General features: G+C 45.5%; 19 protein-coding genes and 2 pseudogenes. 10 read left to right on the top strand and 11 right to left on the bottom strand.

Annotation, left to right across the window (positions count from 1 at the left end; all coding sequences use genetic code 11):
• Nucleotides 1-137: 137 nt before the first annotated feature.
• The 4 genes from BLP91_RS08045 to BLP91_RS08035 all read right to left on the bottom strand — a co-directional run bounded on the left by BLP91_RS08045 (nt 138) and on the right by BLP91_RS08035 (nt 6,377).
• Complete coding sequence (locus BLP91_RS08045; protein ID WP_091569348.1) at nt 138-1,007, bottom strand: aKG-HExxH-type peptide beta-hydroxylase; 870 nt, start codon at nt 1,005-1,007, stop codon at nt 138-140.
• Nucleotides 1,008-1,093: 86 nt separating this feature from the next.
• Nucleotides 1,094-1,252 (bottom strand): hypothetical protein, encoded by a 159-nt coding sequence (locus tag BLP91_RS16745; RefSeq protein ID WP_176757898.1) that lies wholly within the window; start codon nt 1,250-1,252, stop codon nt 1,094-1,096.
• Between the two features lie 322 nt (nt 1,253-1,574).
• Nucleotides 1,575-2,801 (bottom strand): MFS transporter, encoded by a 1,227-nt coding sequence (locus BLP91_RS08040; protein ID WP_176757897.1) that lies wholly within the window; start codon nt 2,799-2,801, stop codon nt 1,575-1,577.
• 609 nt (nt 2,802-3,410) lie between these two features.
• The gene (locus BLP91_RS08035) at nt 3,411-6,377 is read right to left on the bottom strand and encodes a Tn3 family transposase (protein ID WP_091569343.1); all 2,967 of its coding nucleotides are present in this window, start codon (nt 6,375-6,377) and stop codon (nt 3,411-3,413) included.
• A 141-nt stretch (nt 6,378-6,518) separates the two neighbouring features.
• Here BLP91_RS08035 and BLP91_RS08030 point away from each other — a divergent pair.
• The 3 genes and pseudogenes from BLP91_RS08030 to BLP91_RS08025 form a co-directional block, all read left to right on the top strand.
• A pseudogene (locus tag BLP91_RS08030) lies at nt 6,519-6,839 on the top strand (ArsB/NhaD family transporter); the annotation flags it as partial.
• A pseudogene (locus tag BLP91_RS17605) lies at nt 6,812-6,949 on the top strand (arsenate reductase/protein-tyrosine-phosphatase family protein); the annotation flags it as partial. The pseudogenes BLP91_RS08030 and BLP91_RS17605, both read left to right, overlap by 28 nt.
• Before the next feature lie 323 nt (nt 6,950-7,272).
• Nucleotides 7,273-7,974 carry a DUF2306 domain-containing protein gene (locus BLP91_RS08025; RefSeq protein WP_091569340.1) on the top strand — a complete coding sequence of 234 codons (702 nt, stop codon included), beginning with the start codon at nt 7,273-7,275 and terminating at the stop codon, nt 7,972-7,974.
• A 337-nt stretch (nt 7,975-8,311) separates the two neighbouring features.
• Here the strand turns inward: BLP91_RS08025 and gnd are convergent, their stop codons facing one another.
• Genes gnd through BLP91_RS08005 form a run of 4 tightly spaced genes read right to left on the bottom strand, consistent with a single transcriptional unit; the run spans nt 8,312 to nt 13,439 of the window.
• Entirely contained in the window at nt 8,312-9,751 is a 1,440-nt protein-coding gene (gene gnd, locus BLP91_RS08020) for a decarboxylating NADP(+)-dependent phosphogluconate dehydrogenase (protein WP_091569338.1), read from the bottom strand.
• A gap of 13 nt (nt 9,752-9,764) precedes the next feature.
• Nucleotides 9,765-11,117, bottom strand: a complete 1,353-nt coding sequence (locus BLP91_RS08015) for a GntP family permease (RefSeq protein ID WP_091569388.1) — start codon at nt 11,115-11,117, stop codon at nt 9,765-9,767.
• A gap of 59 nt (nt 11,118-11,176) precedes the next feature.
• Nucleotides 11,177-12,724: a gluconokinase gene (gntK, locus tag BLP91_RS08010; RefSeq protein ID WP_091569335.1), complete on the bottom strand. Its 1,548-nt coding sequence runs from the start codon at nt 12,722-12,724 to the stop codon at nt 11,177-11,179.
• On the bottom strand, nt 12,717-13,439 hold the full coding sequence (locus BLP91_RS08005; protein ID WP_245662197.1) for a GntR family transcriptional regulator: 723 nt from the start codon (nt 13,437-13,439) through the stop codon (nt 12,717-12,719). The genes gntK and BLP91_RS08005 overlap by 8 nt, the downstream gene beginning before the upstream one ends.
• A 325-nt stretch (nt 13,440-13,764) precedes the next feature.
• On the opposite strand from BLP91_RS08005, the gene BLP91_RS08000 reads away from it, so the two are divergent.
• Complete coding sequence (locus BLP91_RS08000; protein ID WP_281220494.1) at nt 13,765-13,965, top strand: helix-turn-helix transcriptional regulator; 201 nt, start codon at nt 13,765-13,767, stop codon at nt 13,963-13,965.
• A gap of 226 nt (nt 13,966-14,191) precedes the next feature.
• Here BLP91_RS08000 and BLP91_RS07995 read toward each other — a convergent pair whose 3' ends face one another.
• Nucleotides 14,192-14,623, bottom strand: a complete 432-nt coding sequence (locus tag BLP91_RS07995) for a DMT family transporter (protein WP_091569327.1) — start codon at nt 14,621-14,623, stop codon at nt 14,192-14,194.
• 263 nt (nt 14,624-14,886) lie between these two features.
• On the opposite strand from BLP91_RS07995, the gene BLP91_RS07990 reads away from it, so the two are divergent.
• The gene (locus tag BLP91_RS07990; protein WP_091569325.1) at nt 14,887-15,441 is read left to right on the top strand and encodes a hypothetical protein; all 555 of its coding nucleotides are present in this window, start codon (nt 14,887-14,889) and stop codon (nt 15,439-15,441) included.
• 40 nt (nt 15,442-15,481) lie between these two features.
• Here the strand turns inward: BLP91_RS07990 and BLP91_RS07985 are convergent, their stop codons facing one another.
• Entirely contained in the window at nt 15,482-15,808 is a 327-nt protein-coding gene (locus BLP91_RS07985; protein ID WP_091569322.1) for a hypothetical protein, read from the bottom strand.
• 128 nt (nt 15,809-15,936) lie between these two features.
• Here BLP91_RS07985 and BLP91_RS07980 point away from each other — a divergent pair, with 128 nt between their 5' ends.
• The 4 genes from BLP91_RS07980 (at nt 15,937) to BLP91_RS07970 (ending at nt 19,735) form a co-directional block, all read left to right on the top strand.
• Nucleotides 15,937-16,824 carry a LysR family transcriptional regulator gene (locus BLP91_RS07980; protein ID WP_143003500.1) on the top strand — a complete coding sequence of 296 codons (888 nt, stop codon included), beginning with the start codon at nt 15,937-15,939 and terminating at the stop codon, nt 16,822-16,824.
• Nucleotides 16,825-17,059: 235 nt separating this feature from the next.
• A complete protein-coding gene (locus tag BLP91_RS17135) occupies nt 17,060-17,812 on the top strand; it encodes a tyrosine-type recombinase/integrase (protein WP_281220491.1) in 753 nt (250 codons plus the stop codon).
• 11 nt (nt 17,813-17,823) lie between these two features.
• Nucleotides 17,824-17,967, top strand: coding sequence for a hypothetical protein (locus tag BLP91_RS17520; protein ID WP_425412197.1), 144 nt, complete (start codon nt 17,824-17,826; stop codon nt 17,965-17,967).
• Nucleotides 17,968-17,989: 22 nt separating this feature from the next.
• Nucleotides 17,990-19,735 (top strand): Tn3 family transposase, encoded by a 1,746-nt coding sequence (locus BLP91_RS07970; RefSeq protein ID WP_425412196.1) that lies wholly within the window; start codon nt 17,990-17,992, stop codon nt 19,733-19,735.
• 310 nt (nt 19,736-20,045) lie between these two features.
• Here BLP91_RS07970 and BLP91_RS07965 read toward each other — a convergent pair whose 3' ends face one another.
• Nucleotides 20,046-20,918: a YitT family protein gene (locus BLP91_RS07965; protein ID WP_091569316.1), complete on the bottom strand. Its 873-nt coding sequence runs from the start codon at nt 20,916-20,918 to the stop codon at nt 20,046-20,048.
• Nucleotides 20,919-21,101: 183 nt separating this feature from the next.
• Here BLP91_RS07965 and BLP91_RS07960 point away from each other — a divergent pair, with 183 nt between their 5' ends.
• Nucleotides 21,102-21,602: a spore coat protein gene (locus BLP91_RS07960; RefSeq protein ID WP_091569314.1), complete on the top strand. Its 501-nt coding sequence runs from the start codon at nt 21,102-21,104 to the stop codon at nt 21,600-21,602.
• Nucleotides 21,603-21,690 lie beyond the last annotated feature (88 nt).

The raw sequence follows: 21,690 nt of genomic DNA, 5'->3' as shown, positions 1-21,690 counted from the left end.
AAAAAATAGGCTGTCGAGACTTTCTCGACAGCCTGGATGCTCTTTCAGAGCATTTTTAAGTTTTTGATAGGGCGGACTGGAAGATTGGATAAAAGGGTACGAAAGTGTGTATATCGTTTTGAGCACCTCCGTAAAGCCTACCAGTGTAAGCATATCTTTTCCTCCTTGCCAACTTTCTTTAATTTATCTTCACATTGATCAAGTATCCCTAAAGCATAATCAGTTAAAATACCTTGCCTCATATTAACTTCTCTAATGGATTTGATTGATTGACCCACCATAGATACTAAAGTAGAAGTATCCGGGTGAAGTATTCGTTTTCCTTTATGTCCTATGATTAGTTCTCTAAGAAGGAGAACGTCTGTTGCTACTACTGCACTATGGAAAGCTTTATCCATTGGTCGCATTTGAGAACGAATGGCAGACTTAGCGAATGTATCTGTATCAGGCAAACGCTCATAACTAGTAAATAGACCATATCTCCACTCATGTAAAAATAACAGAGTATGGCCAAGCTCGTGAACTAAAAATTCATACATATCGATATCTGACCAGTTCTCTCTTGGATTAATCCAGAGTACACCTACAAGATGACTAGAAGTTCCCCCAACCGCATTATTGGATGTAGTGTGGACTATTGAATCCATTATTAGATTAAAAATCCAATGAAACGTTGGACATTGTTTTCCCAGTTTATCCACTGCAGTTTGCGTCCATTCAAGTACCTTTTTACTCTGAATTAAGGAGCCCTCAAAATCCATATCATAGTATGTATCATCAATATTTGACTCTTCACGAAAAGTTTTTATAAATGTTTGGACTTTATTAAGTTTGGTAACATATTCAGGATTATATCCACCAGAATGTGGTACTTTCGGTTGCATAGAACTAAGGAGCTTTATGTAGGCACATCTAAGAGATTCGAAACTATTTAGTTCACTATCTGCAAACGGCGCGGACAATACTTGTATAGTTTGGACATTCGCACGATCTCCCATCACGAACATATTCTCACCTTCTCTTATAGATAATAAAAATATAGCTTCGTAATGTTTAAAGATTTTTGGGAACATTACGAAGCTGGTGACAAAAATTAAGATTTATTAGCCGTATCAGTAGCAAACATACGAAGTGGTCCATACATTTTCATATCACTCGTATCTCTCATCTTAGAAGCTGAGCTTTGTGCATTTTTGACATCTTCATCTTTGATTTCAGCTGCCAACTGTTCTAACAACTCATCCATGCTCATGTTAGTCACCTCCTTTATTGGAATCAATTGTATAGTATCAAGGAATATATTGTTTATCAAGTGCCACTATTACGAAAATTACCCCTTTCGTTGATAGAGTAATTTGATTCTCCAAGTAAAGTCTAAGGGGCTTTTGTCATCCTACCCGCGGGAAGGTATTTGGGGCAACAAACTCCTCTGTGAAGCTTTTCCCCGCCGAACACAATTCAGGGCGGAAGAGACACCCCATCCAAATAAAATGCAAGAGGATCTTGGAATCCTCCATTGAAAATATTGGATGATACATTCCATTTCCAGATCAGTCGTTTCACCCTATTACTAATCAATGTTTTGTGTGCTCTACTGGTTTTAGATACTCTTTTCTGGTATATGCCCAAATTCCTGAGATAGTAAGCAAAGTAGCAGCAACTACAAATACTGCTTGAACCCCAAAAGTCTCGGCTAGATAACCAAAGATTAAAGATGATAAACCGAAAGCTCCAGTTAAAATAGCATCCCTTGAGGAAAATACCTTCGGGAGAAGGTTATCTGAAGTATTTAATTGTATTACAGTTTGTTGGCTAATCATTTTAATTTGGGTAGCCACACCAACCATGACAGATATAATAAGAGATACCAAGGGAATTGTTGAGAGTCCAAACAGCAAGGTGAAAACACCGACCAATAAAGTTCCACCAAACACCCCTATGTGAAGTCTTTGCATCATTATAGACTCACCTTTAAGACTTACAAGCCCTCCCAAAATAAGCCCACCAAAAAAAGAAGAATTTATGTACCCCCACCATGCTTCACTTTTATGTAGCACATCCTCGACATAAATGTAAAGGATGGCTGCAATCCAAACTACATCCGTAATTGCATCAATAAGGTCCATAAGAGCAACAGTTTTAAGGGATGGTGTTCTCCAAATAGTAACCCACCCCCCTTTGACGGAGTCCCATTTATTAGTTGATGACACCGACCTCTCCTTTTGGTTTCCGTTTCTATCTTGAATTAGAGCCATCATGACAGTGGAAATTATAAAAAGAATTAAGGTTAACATTATTAAAAAGGTACCATTAAAAGTAGCTATAAGAATACCACCGATAGGCCACCCCCCCAGTTGTACACTTTGATCAACAACTGAGACGAAACCGTTGGCTTTCACAAGTTCCTCTTTTTTTACCAATCGAGGTAACATAGAGTTTCTGGCAGGTGTTGCCCACCCGTCTAGAAAGGCGATTAAACCGATAAGGGAATAAATAAAATATAGACTATCGGGTTCTGACAAAGTCATAAGATAAGCCGTTAGAGCAAAGAAAAGAGCTGTTTTACCCAGTTGAGAGAATACAAGGACTGTTTTTAGGTAGAATCGGTCCATTATTCCAGGTGCAATAATACCACCTAAGAAACGAGAAAAAGTTATAATAAACGGGACTAACGCCATTAAAGTTGCTGAACCAGTAATTTTATAAAGAAAACTGATAATCCCGACAATATAAAAAAGGTCTCCGCTGTTAGCTAAAGTTTGGCCTATCCACAAAAAATGGAAGGATCGTTGTTTATACATGTAATCCATCCTTTTGGTTCATTTATAAAGCAATATATAAACCTCTCGTTATTTAACGGCCTGAGAACTCACTTCACCGAAATGACCGTCCTTATACTGGCGAATCCAACGGTGACATGCTTTCTAGCCGACTTCATACCGACGAGCAACTAGCGATTATTTCCGACTCCCAAGGCTTCCTTTACCACTTGAACTTTGGAACTGTTTATGTTGTTCGCATTTCATCCTAAAACTCCTTTCATCACTTACCCACGTATTTTTTCTACACAAACGCTTTATTTGCCTCCCCTTTAAAATTAAGTTAGAGGCCAATGGGTTAATCCCTAGGCCTCTTTTCATTCCTTAAAGTGACTCCTTGTCGATCAATTCGTGGCAATAGTGTGTACGATTACCACATCGAGTATTTTCCCTCGCGACAACACCTCATCGTCGAGTCCAAACATCATCTGGTACTCGTCGAAGGAACGGCAGTCGTGGCTACGCCTATTTGCTCGTAGACTTCTGTACTCATTCCTCTAAGCTTCTCTCTCCTCAACTAATCTTCAATCCACTTACAGTTGAATTTTAACATGTCGAAACAGTCAGTGAAGAAGTAAACCTTAAGGCCCCTTAAGACACATTTCTTTTCCCCAAAGACAATCTTTCCCGCATGTTTAACCGGAAAGTACCGTATGGATTCACATGGGAATAAATCAACGGCGTTAAAGCACGGAAGTCCTCCGGATATAGCCGGCTCAACAGCTTATGATTATCCTCCATCAAGACTTCCTGGATCATAAGTGTGTTGATAAAGACTAGGCAGTTTTGCAACAGATGCAAGGATAACACGGCCACTTCCTGATCCTCCAATTGATTGGTTTGGATTTCGCCTCCCTTCCCATAAAAAATAAAGCTGTTGGCGGAATTCCAATTCTCGACAACATTCAATCCCTCTTGGATTTCCCGGCGGACTTCCTCCGAATGAAGGTACTCACATAGGAAGATGGTTTTTACCGCCTTCCCTAATTCACTCAACGCCCGATATGTTGGATGTCCGCTGTTTCGGATAAATCGTTTTAAGATGGCTTCCGTTTCCGCCGTCCCCAGGCGGAGGGCGGTGGCATATTTCATCATTTGATCGTACTGTTGTCGTATTAATTCCCAATTGATAGGTCGTGTTAATACCGGCTGAAGGTGGGGGTAAGCATCCGACATCCCGGCTTCCGGCCGGTATAATTTTTGACTGTGAATCGCTTTAAACCGGGGCATTAAATGATAGCCCAGCAGGTGGCAAAAAGCGAAGGCCACTTCACTTTGTCCGTGAGTATCTACGTAATTCTTCTCAATATTCATATCGGTACTGTGACGCAACAATCCCTCAATCATCGCAGCGACTTCTGACGAGGAACACGATTTCAGTTGGGAGTAGACACAGGTGGAGTTTTTCTCGACATGCCAATAGATCATCACTCCCCGACCCCGGTAACGAATGTGCCACTCGGTCATCAGGTTTTGGTCCCACGCTCCAAACTTCTTGGAATCCGAAGCACAAGAGGTTGTCCCATCCCCCCAGATCTCCTGTATCCGATGGTTCAGAATAGCATTGACAACGCCTGCTATGGCTTGACGGAGATTTTCCTTATGAATAAACTTCCTCCGAATATAAAGAAGGTCTTTATAACTTTCTCCGTGATCTCCGGCGGATACCCGTTTCAGCCCCGTGTTGGTGCCCAATCCATATAAACAAAGGATCAGTCGCTTTTGAATTGTCTCTCGATCCAACACCTCACGAACTGCTACGGTTTTAAATCGTTCGGTAAAACCGATTCGTAAATCCGCTTCCTTCAAGATGTCCAATAAGCTCGTCATGGGCCAACGCTTCATAATGTGAGCTTTAATGAGGGTAAGATTTCGGGGTTCCGGTTGGGGCTCCAAGGGAGAGACTGAAATCCACCCATTTCCCTTGGTAGAGATCCGTACCTTCGGATTCGATGGAATTCCAACATTCAATCGTTCCAATACCTCATGCATGTTCTGCTGAAGCTTCGTGATAAAAGCATCCGCTTCCAAAGGTTGCTTTAATGCCTGATAATGCTCTTCCCGGTACTGATCAAAGTCTTTCGGAAGATCTTCCTCTGGATTGCGATAACGATCCGCTCCCACCACCCAGATTTCTTTACATCGCAATTTATCCCGTAAAGCGTGGAGCACACTAATTTCGTAATTGATTCGGTTGATTCGTTGTGTTTCCTGATCGATAACGGTTTCCACCCAAGCAGGCCGGACCACACCTTCAATAGGAACATCATCGGTTTCGGCGTAGTGGTGATGACTGGTGCGGGCATATTGTTTTAACAACTGCAAAGCCTCAATGACCGGTTGGTGTACGTCATTGTTGGATCGAAAATGAAGGACATCCAAGATTTCTGGTACCATGCGCCTGTAATGCGTTCCGTAGGAGGACCTCATCACGGTATAGACTTTCTGGCGATAAGCAGGACCGGTGTTCTTCATTTCTTTAACAATAGATCGAAGCGTTTCTTCTTGGACGACTGGAAACAGAACTTCCCTTACAATTCCGTCGGGATGTTCCAAAGCTGTCTCCGCCAAACGATACAGAAGCCCCGTCTTTCCATGAACACGTTTAAGGTCGTGGAGGATCTCCTTTTCCACTTTGCGTTCCGCACGGGCACCGATTCGATGAACGATCTGGATTAGAAGCTCCACCAAATTATCTGTAATTTCCCGCCCCCGACTCCAGAAAAATGCGGACAGAAGCGTATACCGTACCGGTGCCGGATGTCGCCGTAATTCCCGAATATCCTCGGTAACAGCACGTTGCCGATACCGCTTGATCATTTTGGGAGGGACCTTCAGAAAAAGATCTTCTGGAAGTTGAAGATGGCGAATTGTCCGGAGCTTGGATATCTCCCGGAACAAGCTATCCAACCCCACCCGTCCAGGATCTGCAACCAATTCACGAAAGGTAAGGGGTCGTTCTTGATCCTTGGGATTAATATTTTCCTCAGAGGATTCAGATGTCCATAAATGAATCAGGGAATCGATCTGGGCGATAGAAGTGTTGGACAAGCGATGATAAATCTGATCGAAAAAGGAGGATTCGTATGTACGGATGACAGAACGTACAACGCGGTCAAATCGCTCCGGTGTAGGTGGTTCCAACTGTCGCCGGTGAAACTCGGCATAGATTTTTTCCTTAACCCATTCGAGTTCGATATTTCGAGGCAGTACATGATCATGGACCCAATCCATCACTTCTTGAATATCTTTGGTGGATGATGCTCGAAACCCACAAAATTCTCGGATCTGAGACCGATGGTATTTGATTGCTCTGCCGTTCCAGTCGTATTGTGAAAACAGTTGAGGATCGGTATTGACTTGTTTAGCAATGTAACTCACCACTGCTTTGGGAATCTCTTTTTTAGAGGCAGGAAAACGGGCTTGATACTGAAAAACCTTCAACAATACCGCGAACCCGATCCGCGTTTCCCCTGTTTTGTTGCCCACCAACTGCATTTCCTTCGGAAGGAAAGTAAAATGTTCGATGAGTTCCTCTACGTCCCAATTTCGCTTCACGACAATTGAGCCTCCCTCTGTAAGATTGAAATAGTAGTTTAGCCACATCTTAATGTGAGGCGAAATATAAAAAAAGCCCTCAGTTGAGGGTTTTACTTTTTATGGAATCTACTTTGCCCCTGGTGACAGCTTCGCTGGTATTACCCCTTGAAGAACGCGGGGCTCACTGACGCTCTTGCGGGAGCGATCCAATGGACAGCGGATCAAGGGGTGTTGACGGGTACCGTGGGCATGGGCTTCATCGCCGCCATTCTGTCTTCGATCATGAACAACATGCCGACTGTGATGATCGATGCCCTGGCCATCAATGCCATCGCAACCGACGGACTGATGCGTGAGGCGCTGATTTACGCCAATATGATCGGTTCCGATCTGGGGCCCAAGATCACCCCGATCGGCTCGCTGGCGACCCTGCTAATTACGCTTTTCGTCTTATATATCTCGCTGTTGCTGATCCGCTAAGATTTTGGAGGGATGACCATGACAACAAACAAGAAAAAACGATCTACTTCCTCTGCACCAGCAACTCCTGTCGCAGTCAGATGGCAGAAGGGCTCGGTAAAAAAATCCTCATCTTAGCGGATTCCTTTCCACCGATATGTGTTCCCCTCGAATCAACTTTTGTTGATGTAACTTGGAAGCACACGATGGGAATCGAGGATCGATGACTACAAAAAATCCTGCATGAAGCGGTGGTTTGGAGGACACTGCCATCCGACTTCTACTGCAAAACAAAGTTTTTTGTCGAACGACAGAGGGAGAAGGGTACGAAAAAATTAATAAAGATCATACACCCCCATCAGTATACTTCCAGGAATACGATGAATGGTGCTAAAAGTATGATTGAAATCAAGAGAGCAGAAGGGGAGAGAAGCACAAAAGGAGGCATTTTACCATGGAAGTTTCGTTTAACATGGCCCTCGGGTTGCATGTGATTAGTGGGTTTGCAGCTTTGCTCGTATTTGTGATCCCGATGGTGACCCGAAAAGGTGGGACCTTCCATCGGCGAACCGGGTGGCTTTATGTAGTCTCGATGGCAAGTGTTTCGATCACAGCACTATACATGGGGATTTACCGCTTAACCTGGGATGCAGGGTCCAATCCCGATGCGATCCCCTTTTCGTGGTTCCTGATTTTTATCGCGATTCTCAGCGGGGCGACAGCCTGGTATGGGATTCGAGTCCTGCGATTTAAAAAGCGAAAGATCTCCCATCGCCAGCCGATCGATTTCTTGTTTCCCTCGTTAATGCTGATTTCAGCGATCGGTGTCAGCGCCTACGGATGGATCATCAGCTTTCCGCTGCTCCAGTACTTTCCGATCATCGGTATGTTCTTAGGATTGTCGCAACTGCAATACTGGCTATCCGTGCCTAAACGCAAATCCCATTGGGTCGTAGAGCATATCGTCGGCATGTTGTCCTGCTGTATCGCAACGGTTACAGCCTTCACGGTCTTTGGCGCTCCACGGCTTCTTCAGATAGAATCCGTCAGCCTTATGTTGTGGTTTATGCCGACAATGGCCCTTGTGCCGCTCATTATCGGTTATTCGACTTATTACACCAGGAAGTTGGACGGAAAACGGAACGTACCTGACTAACGATTGAAATGCCGATGTCCAGATAAATTCAAACCAGTCTAATATACAAACCTTAGTAAATATAAATACCTGCTGCATTAATGAATACTTTGCTTTTTAAACCCTCTGCCTTCAACGTCGTGAATATCGCCGATAGAGAAATAACGTCGGTATATGCTCCAGATAGGTCACACTCCGTCCGAACCGATGAAGAAGGACATCCCCTTACATAACACAAGACAGTATTGGAACGGCAAAAAAGACAGGGGATTTTCATGTTGGGAAGGCCCGGGGAAAAGAGTAAAACAAAAACCCGAACCGTCTTGTTGCATCGTTCGGGTTTTTGTTTATGAGATATTCAGCTGTCCGCTTTTACAGACTGCTTTATTGCTCCAGGCTCCAGCCAATTCGTATGAAATATGCCTTCCTGGTCAACGCGTTCATAACGGTGTGCTCCAAAATAATCCCGTTGTGCCTGGATCAGGTTGGCTCCATTTCTGGAGGAGCGGTAGCCGTCGTAGAACGACAGTGCAGAGCTGAAACATGGCAACGACAAGCCGCTTTCAAACCCTTTCATCACAACTTTTCGCAAAGAAGATTGATAGCGGTTTGTTTTCTCCAGGAAATAGGGTGCAAGCAGCAGGTTGGTCAGATCCTTGTTCTCTTTGAATGCACGGTGGATTTTATTTAAGAAATCTGCCCGAATAATGCACCCGCCACGGAAAATCAAGGCGATCTCTCCCAGGTCCAGCGACCAGCCATATTGCCTGGAAGCCATTTGGTATTGATAAAATCCTTGGGCGTATGCACATATTTTGCCCATAAACAGAGCTTCTTTTACGAGATTCACCCAGTATTCCGTGTCCATTTTCTCGTGGGTAAGGGAAGGGCCGGCCAAATGTTTCTCTGCATACACTCTTTCTTCTTTCATGGCAGACAGATATCTGGCGTACACGGCTTCTGTCATAATGGTGGAAGGCACCCCGAGGTCCAAGGCTTCCTGGCTGGACCATTTTCCCGTTCCTTTTTGCCCGGCTTTATCCAGAATCACTTCCACCATCGGCTTTCCGGTTTCCTGATCCGTTTTGGACAGGATGTCTGCTGTAATCTCAACCAGATAGCTCTCTAATTCTGTCTCATTCCAGGAACTAAACACTTCGGAGAGATCCTGCATGGATAATCCAACTTTTTCATGAAGAAATTGATATGCTTCTGTAATCATTTGCATATCCGCATATTCAATCCCGTTATGAACCATCTTCACATAATGTCCCGAGCCCTCAGGACCGATATAGGTACAGCACGGTTTTCCATCTACATGGGCAGCGATTTTTTCTAGAATAGGAGCAACTTGCCGGTATGATTCCAAATCCCCGCCTGGCATTAACGCCGGGCCGTTTAAGGCACCTTTTTCCCCTCCGGATACGCCGACACCCAGAAACTGGATTCCATGCTTCTGCAATTCCCGGTATCTTCTATTGGAGTCATGAAAGTCGGAGTTGCCGCCATCCATGATGATATCTCCCTGCTCCAGCAAAGGGAGCAACGATTGGATCACGGAGTCTACAGCTCCCGCTGCTACCATTAAAAATATTTTGCGCGGGCTCTCCAGCGAGTAAATAAAACTTTCCAGATCATAATGGGAATCGATATGCAAGCTGGAATGTTGGCTGGTAAATTTTTTTGTCAGGTCAGGTGTATAGTTATAGACGGCAACTTTTTCACCTTTACTCGCCATATTCCTTGCCAGATTGGATCCCATGACACCTAAACCATAAACACCGATTGTATTTTTCAATGCATGTCACCCTTTAAACAAACAAATTGAGAATCAGGACGCCTGCCAGGCCAACGACGGAAATAATCGTTTCCAATAAGGTCCACGTTAAAAACGTTTCTTTCAGGCTGAGACCAAAGAATTCCTTAAACATCCAGAATCCTGCATCGTTGACATGGGAAGCGATCAAGCTGCCGGCACCGGTTGCCAGAACCATCAAAGCTGGGTCTACACTGGTTCCCTGCATCATCGGGATCACCAGACCGGCGGTTGTCAAGGCGGCAACGGTTGCTGAACCAAGCGCAATTCTCAAGATGGCTGCAATCAGCCATGCCAATAACAGCGGCGATATTTGGCTGCCTGTAAACAGGGCGGATACGGAATCGCCTACACCGCCATCAATCAGAACCTGTTTCAAGACCCCGCCGCCGCCGATGATGAGCAGCATCATTCCAATGGCGCGGATCGATTCTTCTGCGGATTGCATGACTTGTTTCATAGGGATATTCCGCTTCACCCCCATCGTATATACCGCAAGCAATACAGAAATGAGCAGGGCTGTCGTTGGTTCCCCGATTAGATGGATAATGTTAAAAAGGAGGTTATCCGGCACATTGCCCAGATCCTGGATCAAGTCGACAATGGTTGTGACAGCCATCAGGATGACTGGCAACAGGGAGGTGAAAACACTGATCCCAAACCCTGGAGTATCCTCCAGTTTAAAAGTTTTGGTCGTGTGAATCGAATCGAAATCCCCGGCACGGGTTTTATGAAATGATGCGGGATTTATTCTCCTGATCATTTTTGTGAATAATGGACCGGCGATAATGACTGCCGGAATAGCAAGAATGGTTCCATATATTAATACCATCCCTATATTTGCGTCGTACTGTTGGGCAATGACCGTCGGACCGGGATGGGGAGGCAGGAATCCATGGGTTACCGATAACGCAGTAGCCATTGGAATTCCGAGATATAAAATGGATACCTTCGATTGTTTGGCGATTTGGTAAACAATCGGAACCAATAATACCAGACCGACTTCAAAGAACAGGGCGATGCCGATGATAAAGGAGGAAATCACAACCGCCCATTGAATGTTTTTTTGTCCAAATTGATCAATTAACGTAACAGCAATTCGCTGCGCGCCGCCAGCATCAGCTACCAGCCTGCCAAGAATGGCGCCAAACCCAAAGATTAACGCGATACTGCCTAATGTATCGCCCATTCCACCTTCAATCGACTCGACAATCTTATCCAGCGGCATGCCTAATGCCAAAGCAATCAGAAAGGCTGTGATAATAAGTGAAATAAACGTGTTCAATTCCATTTTCGTAATCAGAAATAACAAAACACCGATTCCCGCAGCAACGATCAGCAATGGCAGTATATGTTCCATTGTTTTTCACTCCAATCATGGTTTGATGGCACAAACCGCCCAAAGCTTTACTTTGTCAACTCTGATTGGTATTCAGCAATCGAGCCATATTCTTTTTCCAAAGTCCGCGAAAGGCGGATAAATATCGGAACAAGTTTGCGATATTCCTGGACATGGGAGAAATCCGGCTTGTGTTTATACGTTTCTCCAATCATGTCTTCCACAACGTCAAAGGAATCGATTTGTCCAAAGGCATACAGCCCCAACAAGCAGGCTCCCAAACAAGAAGACTCATAACTTTCCGGAACAATCACTTCCTGGTCAAAAATGTCCGCCAGCATCTGCCGCCATAGCTCTGATCTGGCAAAGCCGCCGGTTGCCTTTATGGATGTTACGGGATGGTCCATCACTTCAGCCAATGCCAGGAATACAGAGTACAGATTGTAAATCACTCCTTCCAGAGCAGCGCGAACAAGATGTTCCCGTTTGTGGCTCAAAGTCAATCCAATAAAGGAACCGCGGACATCCGCATTCCAAAAGGGAGCTCTTTCTCCGGACAGATAGGGGAGAAACAGCAATCCTTCAGCGCCTGGTTTGACCATGCTTGCAATCTTGGTTAATACGTCATATGGATCCATTCCCAACCGTTTGGCTGTTTCCGTTTCACTTGCCGCCAATTCATCCCGAATCCAGCGAAATATAATGCCGCCGTTATTGATCGGTCCGCCAATAACCCAGTAGTCTTTAGTCAATGCGTAACAAAAGATACGGCCTTTCGGATCGGTTTGCGGTTTGGGGATCACGGTCCGGATCGCTCCGCTGGTACCGATCGTAACAGCCACTTCACCTTTTTTTATCGCACCGACACCGATATTCGACAGAACTCCATCACTAGCCCCAATGACAAAAGGCGTCTCCGGCAAGATTTCCATCTGCTCGGCCCAGGTTCGGTTGCAGCCGGTAAATACCTCTGTGGTGGATACAATCGGAGACAATTTATCTTTCGTGATCCCGGCAACTTGCAATGCTCCTTGATCCCAACTCAGGGATTCCAGGTTCATGAATCCGGTGCACGATGCGATCGAATAATCTACCGCGTATTGATTGAAAAGTTTGTGGAACACATATTCTTTGATCCCGATATATTTTTTTGTTTTGTTTGCAACCTCTGGAACATCATGCTCCAGCCAGGCAATTTTGCATAAAGGAGACATGGGATGAATGGGTGTCCCCGTTCTGATGTAGATGTCATGTCCATGAAGCTCTTCCTTGATCTTGTCAGCCCATTGGGAACTGCGGTTATCCGCCCAAGTGATGCAGCGGGTTAGCGCCTGATGATTCTCATCGATGGCAATCACGCTATGCATGGCGCTGCTGAATGAAATAAATAACAGATCTTCGGGATCGATACCAGATTTTTTCATCACATTGCCGATGGACAGAAGAACTGCTTGAAAGATGTCTTCCGGATCTTGCTCGGCGGTATATATGTCCGGGGTGTACAATTCATATCCGTTATTTTCAGATGCAACAATTTCTCCATTCTCGCGGAACAATACGGCTTTGGTACTGGTTGTCCCTATATCGACACCAAGCATATACCTGTTTTTATCCATGATGATAGTCATTCGCTTTCTTTAGAGATTCAGGGTTTGTCCATAAACCGTCTGAGTTTTTCTTTACATCATTGAAGTTTTTACAAAAGGCTATTTCGACTAAATCCCTGTCCTTTTCCTGAATGGATTGAATCAGCAATTTGTGATTTTCGATCACCCGCGTGAAATCATCATAGTTTTCTTCCATTCGGTGCCTCATGTCCAATAAAATCAGGCATTCCATAACCGGTTTTATATTGGACCAAAGGATCTCAAGGTAACGATGATTGATCGACTTAATGATGGTTTCATGGAATTCAACGTCTCTGAATGAGAATTCATCAGCGTCTTTGTATTTAATGGCTATTTTCATCATTTCCAGCAATTTGTTTAAATCTGTGACCAGTTCATCGTTATTTTCTTCTTCTAATAAATGTTTAAACACAAAGGACTCCATCATCAGTCTTACATCATAAATTTCATCAATATCCCTTTCGGTAATCCCGACTACCTTGGCGCCCATCCGATTTAACTGAACCAGATCTTCCCGTTCTAACACGCGCAGAGCCTCTCGAATAGGGGACCGGCTTACATTGTATTCTTCGGAAAGTTTATTTTCCGATAAAACGGTTCCATTTACTAAATCCTTTGAAATAATTCTCATCCTTAAGTCTGCAGCTACCCGTTGCCCAATAGAGGATTTCGATAACCTTTTTTCAGGATAAAACCCTTTCAAATGATCACCCGTTCCTTCTTGAATACTTGTATACAAGAATACTAACAAAGAAAAAATAAACTTGTAAACGGTTTCCGAAAGCGAAAACATAAAAACAAGTTAACTTGTTATGTTTCTGTCATATTTTTTGCGTATGATTTATTGTTGCGAGAAAAAGGGAGCTTATACAGCCCTCGATTTTACACGGTTTTATCTGCTTCACTGCATACTAAACAGATGGTTTCGCGATGCGGGTATACTTCTATTAGGGGTACCGCCAGCATTTTAAAAAAATCCTACGCTAAGCATTCCTGTAACAAAAAAACTGGCACTTTGAAAAGCGAGGATTGAAAAAGGGGATTTAACTCAGATGGAACTGGCAAGACGAATCGGCGTCACCAGACAAACCATTTCTCTTATTGAAGCCGGTAAGTACAATCCAACCATAAAACTTTGTCTTCAACTTAGCAAAGTTCTGGGTCAACCCCTCGACAGGTTGTTTTGGCTAGAAGATACATCGGAACGTGAATGGGGGGTAACTCGGTAAATTACATATGATCACACAGAAAAAAGCCACCTCCCACAAAAGAAAAGTGGCTTTTTGTTGTTTATGTGCCGAGATCGACGGAGCCCGAACCGTTCGATGAATTATCGACGAACACGTACTCGGGCACAGAGTCCGAGATAGTCAGTTATCGTGTAGACAGTGGATGTGTTGTTAAGTCTTGTCTAAAGAGAACATGTTGAAGTCCAAACCCAGAGCGTGCTTGTTCCTAGTGTTTATAAAAGAGTATTAACGCAAAAAACATAAGGATCACACCCATGATACGAAACCAATTGATTGGAATGGTTTGCCCACCAAGTCCAAAGTGATCCATGATCATACTAATAATCACTTGCCCTACAATGGCAGCTATGATGGCAGAAGCTGTCCCAATTCTGGGAACGGATAACACCATGACAAAGATGTACATGGCACCAAATATACCGATAAACCACTTCCATTTCGAAACGGATAAAACGGCTGATAAATTCCCCTTGCCAAAAAAAATGGTAAAGCACAATAAAGCTAAGGTACCGACGGCATAAGCCAAAAACGAAACTTCCAGGGTTCCAATTTTTTTCCCCAACGGTCCGTTAATTGCTGCTTGAAAAGCCAACCCTGCGCCACCTAAAACGCTTAATAATAAAAAGAACCAATTCATTGTTTCCTCCAATCAAGAAAAATATTTTTGATGGTTTATATATCATTGTTAGGAATACCTATCTATCTCCTTTTCTTATTAGAATATTTACGCTAGACATGTTAATTTTTTATATGGAAACAAATTATCCCCAAAAGGAGTGGGATTCGATGACACTGACCAAAGAAAGCGTCACAAAATCCTTACAATCTTATTCACGGGAGTGTTTATCAAAAAGCCCATTCTTTAACGATCTCCAGAAAGGACAGATTGATTAGGAACAGTTGAAAGCGATTTTTGGCCAGTATTACTTTTGGCGAAACACTCTGCATCGTTGGTTTGGCTTATGCATTGCGAAGAGTCCAGATTACGGTAAGGAAACGGATGACGCGACTACAGCGGCCTTAAAATCGTTAACGGACCATATCTTGGTCGATGTGGTAAGTCACTTTGACATGTACAAAGAATTTCTGGACGATATCCAAGTGGATACCAAATCACTAGTTCCCAACCCAATCACAACCGAATATAACGATTCATTTTTCATTCGATTTAGGGACCGATCTTTCGAGGAAGCAACTTCGGCTTTAGCAGGACGGGAATTACTCTCTTCGATCCGTAGCAACATCATTTCCGAATCCCTTATCAACCAGTACAATTTCAATAAGGTGAAGTTTTGGAGAGCTCACGAAGAGCCGGAGGAAGAGCACTTCCGCTCAATGTGGAATGCTTTGACTCAATCATATACAAACTTTGAGGATCTGGAGAAAGCAGCTCGAGAGGAAATCTCCGAACATGTTCGTTATTGGGTAGCCTTTACCGTTTTAAAAACTGATTAACAAAAAAGTGGTTTATGCTCTAAGAGTGTAAACCACTTTTTTATGCTCTTTTTGAATTGTTTTGGTAAATAAAATAACCAGATACTAAGAACAGAACTCCGGGTAGTGTCCATAGGACCTGAGCATAAATGAATCCAATAAAACCCGTTGCCAGAGCAATGTCTCTAGCTAATTTGTTGTTACTTTTCGCAGTAATTAAGGCTGCAGAAGACATGAACAAAAGGATCCATTGGCCTCCCGCTTCTGTCATTAGCCAATAGTACGAGTTTGGGTCCATCCCAATTAAATGAACAAACGGATTCCAATACATTGTTATGACAATGCCAGATACACCAGCAATCAAGTTGAGCGCTACAAAGCCATTCATCCTTCCACCATCTTTACAATTTGTTTACTCAGATTATATAGTGGTGTAAATATTACTTAAAATGATTAAAACAGATAAAATCCATTATCAAAAGTGATATATACCCTTACTAACTGGGGGTGAGAGCTGTGAACATTAACGATTTGCGCGTTTTTCGGGTAGTAGCTAAAAAGAGAAGTATCAGTTATGCGGCCGAGGAGCTAAATTATGTACAATCCAATGTGACTTCCAGAATCAAACGATTGGAGTCAGAGTTTAACGTAACCCTGTTTTACCGTCATGCCAGGGGAGTTTCGTTAACACCCGCGGGAAAAGAGCTTTTAACCTATACCGATCAAATATTTCAACTGTTGGATCGTGCCCAAAAATCCCTTCAAGAGTTTTCTAAGACCCCACGAGGAGAGCTGAAGATCGGAGCGATTGATTCCACCAGTCTCGTTCGGTTGCCAAAAACGATCGCTTCTTATTCCAAAAAAAATCCGGATGTCGAAATCACTGTATCAACCGGTACAACGGAACAGCTAATCCATCGGGTACTGCAATACGAATTGGACGGAGCTTTTGTGGTTGGACCTGTTGACCATTCGGAAATTGTTCAGGTTCCATTCGTAACCGAAGAGTTGGTTCTCATCTCTAGTGCACAACACCCCCCTATTTCATCACTCAGTCAAATGAATCCTCAAACGTTTTTCGCCCTTCCATCAGGGTGTATTTACAGAAAAAAGCTGGAGAAATGGTTGGCTGATGAAGGAATATCCACACACATTAAAACCTTTACCTCTCTTGAAGCCATCTTGGCTTATGTCCGGGAAGGACTGGGAAATTGCTTATTGTCCAGATCATTTCTTGATTACCACCAATTTAAAAATCAGTTTCGAATTCATCCTGTACCTAAGAGGTATTCCCAAGTCACCACGGTTTTTATAAGAAGAAAGGATCTCTTCATGTTTAAGGCATTTCGGGAATTTTTGAAAGAAACCCAAGAATCATCGCAGAAAGTCCATTCTGCGATATAATCAAGGGGAATTCCGTCGGAGAACGCCCATTAATGGGCAAATTATCGCACGAAATTTTCATCGCAGAATGATTTTCTAGGGAGGTTGGTCTGTGCATCCCACGATCCCCAATTTTCTATTCAACCTGCAGTCGGACGGACGAAGCCCGAAAACGATGGAAACGTACGAAGGAGTGATCCATCAATTCATCCGGTGATTTGAAGACACGACGGGGGAAAGGTTCGACCCCGAGAGTGTGACCCCGATCGACGCCGCCGACTATAAGCGGTATCTGTTGGATCGTTCCAAACCGGCGACCGTCAACAAGGCCCGAATTGCACTGAAACGGTACTTTGACTGGCTAGTCAAACAGGGTATATGCAGGGTATATGCAAGGAGTCCCCCTGGAAATCCATCCAGCCGGTCAAACAGGGGCGGCGGCCCCCCCCGGTGGTTGGACCGAAAAGAACAGTGGGCGCTTCTCCGCCAGGTGCAGAAAGAAAAAAAACCGCGTGACATCGCAATCGTGTCTATGCTCTTGCACGCGGGTCTCCGGGTCGAGGAGTTATGTCATTTGCGTTTGGAGGATGTGGAGATATCCGAGCGGAAAGGCAAAGTAATCATCCGCCATGGGAAGGGAGGAAAGTGGCGGGAGGTCCCGCTTAACCGTGATGTCCAGAAGGCGCTGGAGGAATGGGTGGAAGTTCGGTCCTCCTCCGGTCCCTGGCTGTTTGTTTCCACCCGGGCAGAACAGTTGACCACTCGTGCCGTCCAGTTTGTTGTGCGAAAATACGGTCAACAGGCGGGGCTGGAACAATGTACTCCCCACGCACTCCGACACACGTTTTGCCATGAGTTGGCGGTCAAGAGAGTGCCTCTCGACGTAATCGCCACCTTGGCGGGACACATGACCGCCGACGGATGTCCGAACATTGCCACGACGGCCATTTATACCACACCGGGGGATCAGGACCTGCGCCGTGCCGTTGATCAACTTTCCTGGGAATAGGGGGGTGAAGGGTGTATCGCAGAACCCGAGAACTACTGACGGAAGAGCAGCGACAACTGTTAATGCAACTTTCCCCTACGTTGGATGAGTGGGAATTGGGGGCCCATTACACGCTAACCGAACAGGATCGAATCCCGACGCCGACGACGGATTAGGGCGATCGGATTTGCCGTCCAATTGTGTATCCTTCGACATACGGGGTGGCCACTGTCGGAAATAGAATCGGTGCCCGATCGGGTCCTCCGCTATCTTGCCAACCAAATCGATGTGGATCCAGACACCTTCTCGCAGTATGCCACCCGGGAAACGACCCGGTGGGAGCACATGAGGGAAATCAAGGCGGAATACGGATACCACCCATTCACGTTACGAGAGTATCGCCCCTTGGCCAAAGCATTGCTTCCACAGGCAATGGAAAAGGATTACGCGATTCCTTTGATCCACTGGGCTCTCGATTGGCTACGGGAACGAAAGAGCATTCTACCGGCCATCTCTACGGTGGAGCGTCTGGTCTGGGAGACCCGGCGACGAGCGGAAGAAAGCATTTACCGCCTGCTGAACGCCGCTTTGACGCCCGACCAAAAACAACAGTTGGACAAGCTGATCGGAAGTCGGATGGAAAGCGAAAAAACGCCCCTAGGTTGGATCAAGGAGGACCCCGGTCAATCCTCTCCCCGAGCGTGTAAAAAGGCGATTGACCAACGGAATCAGATCCTTGCCCTGGGGTTGGAGATCGACACCCGGGGTATCCATCCCCAACGTCTCCGACAGTTGGCCCGTCTCGGACGGAATTATGATCCGCATGCCTTCCGCCGGTTTCCGGAAGCCAAACGGTACGCGATCCTGGTCGCCTATTTGTTGGAGCTGTGCCAGGACATCACCGACCAAATCATCGAGATCAGCCGCCGACAAATCGCCAACCTGCACGCCAACGGGAGAAAGACCCAAGACGAGATCCAAAAGCAAAACGGCAAGGCGCTCGACGAAAAGATTGTGCGGTTTGTGGACCTGACCACCGTCCTCCTGGAGGCCAAAAAGAAGGGACAGGATTTGGATGAAGCCATCGCCTCCTCCATCACATGGGAGCAATTGGCTCAGGATTGGGAGGAAGCCCAGGAGTTGACTCGCCCGGCTAATTACGATTATCTGGATCTGGTCAAAAACCGATACAACTATCTGCGGCAGTACACGCCCACCTTCTTAGACGCCATGCAATTCCGGTCCACCCAGGCCGCCGCTCCTCTCCTGGAAGCCGTCGACGTGATCCGGGAGCTGAACCAATCCGGGAAACGGAAGGTGACCGAGAATGCCCCTTTGGATTTCCTCTCGGATCGGTGGCTCCCTTACGTGGTGGATGATAGGGGACGGATCAACAAGGTGTATTACGAAATGGCCACTATGACGGAGTTGCACAACCGGATTCGTTCCGGGGACGTATCGGTGGTCGGTAGCCGCCAACACAAAGATTTTGAGGAGTACCTGGTCCCCAAAGATGAATGGGAACAGGTCGGAGAACCTGAACCGACTGGAGGATGTTTGCCTTTTCTGCTCGATTATGTGTCAGACAAGGCTTTGCGACGCCGGGTTCAACGGGGGCTGAACAAAGGAGAGTCCATGAACTCCCTCGCCCGTGCCATCTTTTTCGGAAAGCGTGGAGAACTACGGGAGCGGGCCCTCAACGACCAACTGCAACGGGCGAGTGCGCTGAGTTTGCTTATCAACGCGATCAGCATTTGGAACACCGTCTATCTAACGAAGGCCGTGGAGGTGCTGCGCAAAACGCGCCCAATCCCGGAGCCTTTGCTATCGCACATATCTCCTCTGGGGTGGAACCATATCAACTTTCTAGGGGAATATAAGTTTCCGCTGGATCAAGTCCCCGGTTTAAATAACCTTCGTCCGTTGAACCCTTTGGGCGGATAATGAATTGGGAATTATTTTAATTTACCCCAATTATACATGGCGATTTCAGAGTCGGAGGGTCAACAGGGTACCCCGCGGCACTCATTCGAGGATAAACCTCTGAGGACCGCAACCAGAGGGATGAGAGGCGAAGTTTTTATGGCCTCCGATCGGCTTAACGTAGGATTTTGTCAAAATGCTGGCGGGACCCCTATTAATGGAGAGTATCGAAGGAGTCACGAAAATCCAAACCAGTCTTTTATACAAACCATAATAAAAATAAAAACCCGCCTTATCAGCCTATAAAACTGACATCAGCGGGTTCACTGCATTAATGAATACTTTGCTTTTTAAACCGTCCACCTTTGACGTCATGGATATCAGCGATGGCCAGAAAAGCATCCGAGTCGATGTCTTCGATTATCGTTTTTAGTTTCGCTTCTTCTAGGCGGGAGATGACGCAAAATATTACTTTTTTGTCATCACCGGTGTAAGCTCCTTCCCCTTTTAGGTAGGTCACTCCCCGGCCCAATCGGTGAAGAAGGGCGTCTCCGATCTCTTCCTGTTTATCGCTGATAATCCAGGCAGATTTCGTTTCATCAAAGCCTACCAATGTCATATCGATCATTTTGTAAGCGATAAAATAAGCGATCAATGAGTACATAGCTTGTTCCCAACCGAAGATAAAACCGGCACTGCCGAGGATAAACAGGTTCATAAACATGACGGTTTCACCGACGGAGAAGGGTAAACGGCTGTTAAAGAGGATAGATAGGATCTCGGTCCCGTCGAGGGATCCGCCATAGCGAATCACCATGCCGACGCCGATGCCCAGAATCATACCGCCAAAGACGGAGGCTAGCAGGGGATCATCAGTCAAACCGGGAACCGGATGAAGCAGGTAAGTACCGATCGACATGATGCTGACCCCGTAGAGGGTAGACAAGGCGAACGTCTTACCGATCTGCTTATACCCCCAGAAGAAGAAGGGCAGGTTCAGAAAAAAGAGAAACAATCCGAGTCGGATTCCACTTAGATGGGAGAGCATGATGGAGATCCCAACGATCCCCCCATCGATAATACGATTGGGGACCAAAAAGATTTCCAGCCCGACAGCGACTAGACAAGCCCCCAAAAAAATCAGGATGACGCGTTTCAGGATCTGAGACAGGGGCAACTTTCTGTGTTCTTTTTTTTGTACCAAAAGACTCTCTCATCCTCCATCATTTAGAGTTTATTTACCGGCTGCTCACACGGCCGCCATAAAAATACTTTTTTATTATAGCAAATCTCAACGCTCAGGCATGTCCATCCCGTCAATCCGTAACCATTTTTTCTGTTCGCCCATAGGTTAATACGGATGTAAATCATAAGAGGAGGGTAAGGGATGGTATCTTATTTTCCGGATCAACACTTGGCCTGGCATGAAACGATGGATTTACATGAATTAGTGGCCCTGTCCTGGGTGGGATTGATCAAGCTGAAGAAAACCTATCGGGAAGTGCAGGACCCTGAGCTGAGACATCTGTACGGGTTTTCGATTCAATCTCTGGAGCATCACTTGCGGGAACTGACAGCCTTTTATCCAGCTGCTCCCCGGGTTTCCGCGGAAACGTCTATGGAACCTTATGGAGCGTTTGCTTTTCAGGCGGGGGATTTGTTGGCTTTGGCCAAGACGGCTGTGCGGAGTTACGCGATCGCTATCACAGAAACGGCCACACCCGCCCTTCGTCAAGTGTTGCTGAAACAGATGGTGGCTTCTGTCCATTGGCATGAGATGGTTTATAACTATATGTACTCACGAGGACTCTATCCCTCATACAATCTGAATCAATTGTTGGAAGGGGACCTGAGAAACGTTCATCAGGCGCTTTCTATGCCTTACTGATAAGGGCCATGCGATGGGGTGAATAGCAGAAAATTGCCAGCCGGATGGATTACCGACTGGCGATTTTCTGCTATTCGCTGTTTTGCGC

It is taken from the genome of Melghirimyces thermohalophilus (assembly GCF_900102685.1).
Taxonomy (GTDB): domain Bacteria; phylum Bacillota; class Bacilli; order Thermoactinomycetales; family DSM-45169; genus Melghirimyces; species Melghirimyces thermohalophilus.
The sequence above is the reverse complement of the archived record's forward strand: the minus strand, read 5'-3'. Positions and strand labels throughout refer to the sequence as shown.